The sequence below is a fragment of the Streptococcus sp. NM genome, from assembly GCF_003390135.1.
Classification (GTDB): Bacteria; Bacillota; Bacilli; order Lactobacillales; family Streptococcaceae; genus Streptococcus.
Genome location: NZ_QUOS01000009.1, coordinates 21,873 through 28,471, shown reverse-complemented (window position 1 = coordinate 28,471; position 6,599 = coordinate 21,873). Strand labels below are relative to the sequence as shown.

The window sequence follows — 6,599 nt, the reverse complement described above, 5'->3', positions numbered from 1 at the left end:
TAACGTTACAGATATAAAAGTATGGGTACCATTATATAACAAAGATAATAGTATACTAATAAAAATTCCTTTGTATGTTTCATATATCTTAAATTTTCTTAAATAAAAATATATAACTAATGGAAATAAAAATTTAACTAAACTAAAACCACCTCTATATATCATACTAGCAACTTCTTCAAGTATAAAAACTGATATACCTGTGTAGCATAAAAAAACTATATGCTCTTTTTTAGTTATTTTACAAATCCGTTCATAACTTTTGCTAACGATAAAAAAATAAACAATAACTATCCCAAATCCAAATAAATTCATTACTCTTTCCCCTTATTTCATTACTTTTTTCTTGGGAAAATAAAATCACGGAGGTATTTTGATATCCTACTATCCCCACCTCGAATCTCCTGCAAGTCTTTTTCCTTCAAGTCTAAAAACTGCTCCAATTTAACTGTGTTTTTCATAATAAAATCTCCTAAAGTGTTTTTTCCTGTAAGCTAACTTACAAAAACTATTATACAAAATGGAATTTCATTGTAGACAAAATTCTCTCAACTGTCATTTTTTTCTCCCCAAGTGTACTTTTTTAAGAAAAAAGCCGGGAAAATTCCCAGCTTTGCTACTATATTGATCCCAGCAGGATTCGAACCTGCGACCGTTCGCTTAGAAGGCGAATGCTCTATCCAGCTGAGCTATGAGACCTAATACAGCTATTCTACCAAAAATCCAATTGAAAGTCAATTTTCTATTTATGATAGGGTGATCCCTGCTGAATCGTAAAAGCCCGATAGATTTGTTCAACAAGGACTAGTCTCATTAACTGATGAGGCAAGGTTAAGCGACCAAAACTAACAGAAAGATTGGCTCTTTTTTTTACATCCTGTGCTAACCCCAGACTCCCTCCAATAATAAAGGTAAGAGTAGAAAATCCTTTTATAGAAGCTTCTTCTAGCTGCTTACTAAATTCTTCTGAGGAGAAAGTTCTCCCTTCGATAGCCAACGCAATAACAAAATCACGGTCACCAACTTTTGATAAAATTCTCTGACCTTCTATTTCTAAAATCTTTTGATTTTCTGACTCACTGGCCCTATCTGGTGTTTTTTCATCTGCTAGCTCAATCATTTCAAGCTTAGCAAATCGAGAAATTCGTTTTGAATACTCTGCGATACCATCTTTTAAATACTTTTCTTTCAGTTTCCCAACTGTTACAACTTTAATTTTCATGACTCTATTCTAACATATTCTCTATTTTTTCACATCTTATTCACAAAATAAAAGGTTAATTTTAGCCGAGAAAACCACAGATTTTTGAAAGTTATCCACAATCTGTGAAAAACTTTTATTTTTAAGTTATAATTAAGCTAGTCAGTTTATACTTTCATTAATTTAAAACATATGGAGGCAAATATGAAACATCTCAAAACATTTTACAAAAAATGGTTTCAATTATTAGTCGTTATCGTCATTAGCTTTATTAGTGGAGCCTTGGGGAGTTTTTCAATAAACCAACTAACTCAGAAAAGTACTGTAAGTAACTCCAACAACAATAGTACTATTACACAGACTGCCTATAAGAACGAAAATTCAACAACACAGGCTGTTAACAAAGTAAAAGACGCTGTTGTTTCTGTTATTACTTATTCAGCTAACAGACAAAATAGCGTATTTGGCAATGATGATACAGATACAGATTCTCAGCAAATCTCTAGTGAAGGATCTGGGGTTATTTATAAAAAGAATGACAAAGAAGCTTATATTGTCACCAACAATCACGTTATAAATGGTGCCAGCAAAGTAGATATTCGTTTGTCAGATGGAACTAAGGTACCTGGAGAAATCGTCGGAGCTGACACTTTCTCTGATATTGCTGTCGTCAAAATATCTTCAGAAAAAGTGACAACAGTAGCGGAATTTGGTGATTCTAGTCAGTTAACCGTAGGAGAAACTGCTATTGCTATCGGTAGCCCGTTAGGTTCTGAATATGCTAATACTGTCACTCAAGGTATCATATCTAGTCTCAATCGAAATGTATCTTTAAAATCTGAAGATGGACAAGCCATTTCTACAAAAGCCATCCAAACTGATACTGCTATTAACCCAGGTAACTCTGGTGGCCCACTAATCAATATTCAAGGACAGGTTATCGGAATTACCTCAAGTAAAATTGCCACAAATGGAGGAACATCTGTAGAAGGTCTTGGTTTTGCAATCCCTGCAAATGATGCTATCAATATTATTGAACAATTGGAAAAGAACGGAAAAGTGACTCGTCCAGCTTTGGGAATTCAAATGGTCAATCTCTCAAATATTAATACAAGTGATATTAGAAGACTGAATATTCCAAGCAGTGTAACATCTGGTGTAGTTGTTCGTTCTGTGCAAAGTAATATGCCTGCAAATGGTCACCTTGAAAAATACGATGTTATTACAAAAGTAGATGACAAAGACATCGCTTCATCAACAGACTTACAAAGTGCTCTTTACAATCATTCTATCGGAGACACCATTAAGATAACTTACTATCGTAACGGTAAAGAAGAAACTACATCTATTAAACTTGACAAGAGTTCAGGCGATTTAGAATCTTAATTGACATCTATGTAAAGAAAGCTTTACATAAGAGAAAAGATGTGTTAGTGTAGAATCATGGAAAAATTTGAAATGATTTCTATCACGGATATACAAAAAAATCCCTATCAACCTCGAAAAGAATTTGATGGAGAAAAACTACATGAACTAGCACAGTCTATCAAAGAAAATGGGGTCATTCAACCGATTATTGTTCGTCAATCTCCTGTTATTGGTTATGAAATCCTTGCAGGAGAGAGACGCTATCGCGCTTCACTTTTAGCTGGTCTAACGTCTATCCCAGCTGTTGTTAAACAACTTTCAAACCAAGAGATGATGGTCCAGTCCATCATTGAAAATTTACAAAGAGAAAATTTAAATCCAATAGAAGAAGCACGCGCCTATGAATCTCTTGTAGAGAAAGGATTTACCCATGCTGAAATTGCAGATAAAATGGGCAAGTCTCGTCCTTATATCAGCAACTCTATTCGCTTGCTGTCCTTGCCAGAACAGATCCTCTCAGAAGTAGAAAATGGCAAACTATCACAAGCCCATGCGCGTTCTCTAGTTGGCTTGAATAAGGAACAACAAGACTATTTCTTTCAACGGATTATATATGAAGACATTTCTGTAAGGAAGTTAGAAGCTCTTCTGACAGAGAAAAAACAAAAGAAACAGAAAAAAAATGATTATTTCATACAAAATGAAGAAGAACAGTTAAAAAAACTACTCGGATTAGATGTAGAAATCAAACTGTCTAAAAAAGATAGCGGAAAAATCATTATTGCTTTCTCAAATCAAGAAGAATACAGTAGAATTATCAACAGCCTGAAATAAGGCTGTTCTTTTATTTTTTTATCTCACAATGTTATCCACTCTTTTTTTAATAAAAAGCTTAATAAATCAATAGTTTCTGATTTTATCCCCAACCTGTGGATAAAACTTGATAACATTGTGGATTAATTTTCACAGCTTGTGGAAAATTCTTGCTATCTATGGTAAAATAAGTCTAACATTAAACTTTTAAATAGTAAAGGAGGAGAATGGATTGAAAGAAAAACAATTTTGGAATCGTATATTAGAATTTGCTCAAGAAAGATTAACTCGATCCATGTATGATTTCTATGCTATTCAAGCTGAACTCATTAAGGTAGAGGAAAATGTTGCCACTATATTTTTACCACGATCTGAAATGGAAATGGTCTGGGAAAAACAACTAAAAGATATCATTGTAGTAGCTGGTTTTGAAATTTATGATGCTGAAATAACTCCCCACTATATTTTCACCAAGCCTCAAGATACGACTATTTCACAAGTTGAAGAAGCTACAAATTCAACTCTTTATGACTATAGTCCAAAGTTAGCATCTATTCCTTATTCGGATACTGGATTAAAAGAAAAGTATACCTTTGATAATTTTATCCAAGGAGATGGAAATGTTTGGGCAGTATCAGCCGCTTTGGCTGTCTCTGAAGATTTGGCTCTGACCTATAACCCTCTTTTTATCTATGGAGGACCTGGCCTTGGTAAGACTCACTTACTCAATGCAATTGGGAATGAGATTTTGAAAAATATTCCTGATGCGCGTGTGAAGTACATCCCTGCTGAAAGCTTTATCAACGACTTTCTTGAACACCTGAGACTTGGTGAAATGGAAAAGTTCAAAAAAACTTACCGTAGTCTTGATCTCTTGTTAATTGATGATATCCAATCGCTGAGTGGCAAAAAAGTTGCAACTCAAGAAGAATTTTTCAATACTTTCAATGTTCTCCATAGCAATCAAAAACAAATTGTTCTGACTAGTGATCGTAGTCCTAAACACTTAGAAGGCCTTGAAGAACGGCTTGTCACGCGCTTTAGCTGGGGCTTGACGCAAAACATCACACCACCTGACTTTGAAACACGTATTGCCATTTTACAAAGTAAAACAGAGCATTTAGACTACAATTTCCAAAGTGATACCCTAGAATACCTAGCTGGCCAATTTGATTCAAACGTTCGAGAACTTGAAGGAGCAATCAACGACATCACTTTAATTGCAAGAGTGAAGAAGATTAAGGATATCACTATCGATATCGCTGCAGAAGCCATTAGAGCTCGCAAACAAGATGTTAGCCAAATCCTCGTCATCCCAATTGATAAAATCCAAAATGAAGTTGGTAACTTTTATGGTGTCAGTGTCAAAGAAATGAAGGGAAGTAGACGTCTTCAAAATATTGTGTTAGCCCGTCAAGTGGCTATGTATTTATCTAGAGAACTAACAGATAATAGTCTTCCAAAAATTGGGAAGGAATTTGGAGGAAAAGATCATACAACAGTCATTCACGCCCATGCTAAAATTAAATCTTTGATTGATGAAGACGATAATTTACGTTTAGAAATTGAATCAATCAAAAAGAAAATTAAATAACTTGTGGATAACTTTCGCTTTTTTATCTTTTTTATCCACATTTTTTAAACAAGCTAAAAAACTTGATATGACTTGTTTAAAGTCTGTTTTCCACAGATTTCACAGACTCTATTATTACTATTATCCTTCTAATACTAAAAATAAATAAAGGAGAATCCATGATTCATTTTTCAATTAATAAAAATTTATTTCTACAAGCTTTAAATACTACTAAGAGAGCTATTAGTTCTAAAAATGCCATTCCTATTTTATCAACTGTCAAAATTGACGTGACCAATGAAGGTGTTACTTTAATTGGTTCAAATGGTCAAATTTCAATTGAAAATTTTATTTCTCAAAAAAATGAAGATGCTGGTTTGTTAATTACTTCTTTAGGTTCAATTCTTCTTGAAGCTTCTTTCTTTATCAATGTTGTATCTAGTCTACCTGATGTGACTCTTGATTTTAAAGAAATTGAACAAAATCAAATTGTTTTAACGAGTGGTAAATCAGAAATTACCCTAAAAGGAAAAGATAGCGAACAATATCCACGAATCCAAGAAATTTCAGCAAGTACTCCTTTGGTTCTTGAAACAAAATTACTCAAGAAAATTATCAATGAAACAGCCTTTGCTGCAAGTACACAAGAGAGTCGTCCAATTTTAACAGGTGTTCATTTTGTATTAAGTCAACACAAGGAGCTAAAAACAGTGGCAACAGACTCTCATCGTCTAAGCCAGAAAAAATTAACGCTTGAGAAAAATAGTGATGATTTTGATGTTGTCATTCCTAGCCGTTCTCTACGCGAATTTTCAGCAGTATTTACAGACGATATTGAAACTGTAGAGATTTTCTTTGCCAACAATCAAATCCTCTTTAGAAGCGAAAATATTAGCTTTTATACTCGTTTGTTAGAAGGTAACTATCCTGATACAGATCGTTTGATTCCAACAGACTTTAACACTACTATTACTTTTGATGTGGTAAACTTACGCCAGTCAATGGAGCGTGCTCGTCTTTTATCAAGTGCGACTCAAAATGGTACTGTGAAACTTGAAATTAAAGATGGGATTGTTAGCGCCCATGTTCACTCTCCAGAAGTTGGTAAAGTAAACGAAGAAATCGATACTGATCAGGTTACTGGTGAAGATTTGACTATTAGTTTCAACCCAACTTACTTGATTGATTCCCTTAAAGCTTTAAATAGCGAAAAGGTGACTATTAGCTTTATCTCAGCTGTTCGTCCATTTACTCTTGTGCCAGCAGATACTGACGAGGACTTCATGCAGCTCATTACACCAGTTCGTACAAATTAAGTTAAAGAGGTTGAGCCTAGCTCGCCTCTTTTATGATATAATCGAAAAAGAAAAGGAGAGTAGTATGTATCAAGTTGGAAATTTTGTTGAAATGAAAAAACCACATGCTTGCACCATCAAGTCAACAGGTAAAAAGGCCAATCGTTGGGAAATTACACGTGTAGGAGCAGATATCAAAATTAAATGTAGTAATTGTGACCATGTTGTCATGATGGGGCGCTATGATTTTGATCGAAAAATGAATAAAATTATTGACTGATACTCAATGAAAATCAAAGAGCAAACTAGGAAACTAGCCGCAGGTTGCTCAAAACACTGTTTTGAGGTT

7 protein-coding genes, 1 tRNA gene and 1 pseudogene are annotated in these 6,599 nt (G+C 34.1%); 5 read left to right on the top strand and 4 right to left on the bottom strand.

Annotated elements, in window-relative coordinates:
- The 4 genes and pseudogenes from DXN33_RS09720 to rlmH all read right to left on the bottom strand — a co-directional run.
- Positions 1-315: pseudogene (locus tag DXN33_RS09720) on the bottom strand (histidine kinase); the annotation flags it as partial.
- Positions 316-335: 20 nt separating this feature from the next.
- The gene (comC, locus tag DXN33_RS09440; protein WP_115904952.1) at positions 336-461 is read right to left on the bottom strand and encodes a competence-stimulating peptide ComC; all 126 of its coding nucleotides are present in this window, start codon (positions 459-461) and stop codon (positions 336-338) included.
- Between the two features lie 164 nt (positions 462-625).
- Positions 626-699 (bottom strand) — tRNA-Arg (locus tag DXN33_RS09435).
- Positions 700-742: 43 nt separating this feature from the next.
- On the bottom strand, positions 743-1,222 hold the full coding sequence (gene rlmH / locus DXN33_RS09430) for a 23S rRNA (pseudouridine(1915)-N(3))-methyltransferase RlmH (RefSeq protein WP_004269820.1): 480 nt from the start codon (positions 1,220-1,222) through the stop codon (positions 743-745).
- A 183-nt stretch (positions 1,223-1,405) separates the two neighbouring features.
- Here rlmH and DXN33_RS09425 point away from each other — a divergent pair, with 183 nt between their 5' ends.
- From DXN33_RS09425 to DXN33_RS09405, 5 genes are all read left to right on the top strand, one after another.
- Positions 1,406-2,587, top strand: coding sequence for a S1C family serine protease (locus DXN33_RS09425; protein ID WP_049486825.1), 1,182 nt, complete (start codon positions 1,406-1,408; stop codon positions 2,585-2,587).
- A 57-nt stretch (positions 2,588-2,644) separates the two neighbouring features.
- A complete protein-coding gene (locus tag DXN33_RS09420) occupies positions 2,645-3,403 on the top strand; it encodes a ParB/RepB/Spo0J family partition protein (RefSeq protein ID WP_049486824.1) in 759 nt (252 codons plus the stop codon).
- 211 nt (positions 3,404-3,614) lie between these two features.
- Entirely contained in the window at positions 3,615-4,976 is a 1,362-nt protein-coding gene (gene dnaA, locus DXN33_RS09415) for a chromosomal replication initiator protein DnaA (protein ID WP_049493190.1), read from the top strand.
- A 158-nt stretch (positions 4,977-5,134) separates the two neighbouring features.
- Positions 5,135-6,271: a DNA polymerase III subunit beta gene (gene dnaN / locus DXN33_RS09410; RefSeq protein WP_000581172.1), complete on the top strand. Its 1,137-nt coding sequence runs from the start codon at positions 5,135-5,137 to the stop codon at positions 6,269-6,271.
- Positions 6,272-6,335: 64 nt separating this feature from the next.
- Positions 6,336-6,530 (top strand): DUF951 domain-containing protein, encoded by a 195-nt coding sequence (locus DXN33_RS09405; protein WP_000285186.1) that lies wholly within the window; start codon positions 6,336-6,338, stop codon positions 6,528-6,530.
- Positions 6,531-6,599: the final 69 nt, after the last annotated feature.

What these genes read in the sequence shown, in the direction of transcription:
- comC (WP_115904952.1), bottom strand. Translation starts at nt 461, where the DNA reads ATGAAAAACACAGTTAAATTGGAGCAGTTTTTAGACTTGAAGGAAAAA.
- DXN33_RS09425 (WP_049486825.1), top strand. Translation starts at nt 1,406, where the DNA reads ATGAAACATCTCAAAACATTTTACAAAAAATGGTTTCAATTATTAGTC.
- DXN33_RS09420 (WP_049486824.1), top strand. Translation starts at nt 2,645, where the DNA reads ATGGAAAAATTTGAAATGATTTCTATCACGGATATACAAAAAAATCCC.
- DXN33_RS09405 (WP_000285186.1), top strand. Translation starts at nt 6,336, where the DNA reads ATGTATCAAGTTGGAAATTTTGTTGAAATGAAAAAACCACATGCTTGC.
- rlmH (WP_004269820.1), bottom strand. Translation starts at nt 1,222, where the DNA reads ATGAAAATTAAAGTTGTAACAGTTGGGAAACTGAAAGAAAAGTATTTA.
- dnaN (WP_000581172.1), top strand. Translation starts at nt 5,135, where the DNA reads ATGATTCATTTTTCAATTAATAAAAATTTATTTCTACAAGCTTTAAAT.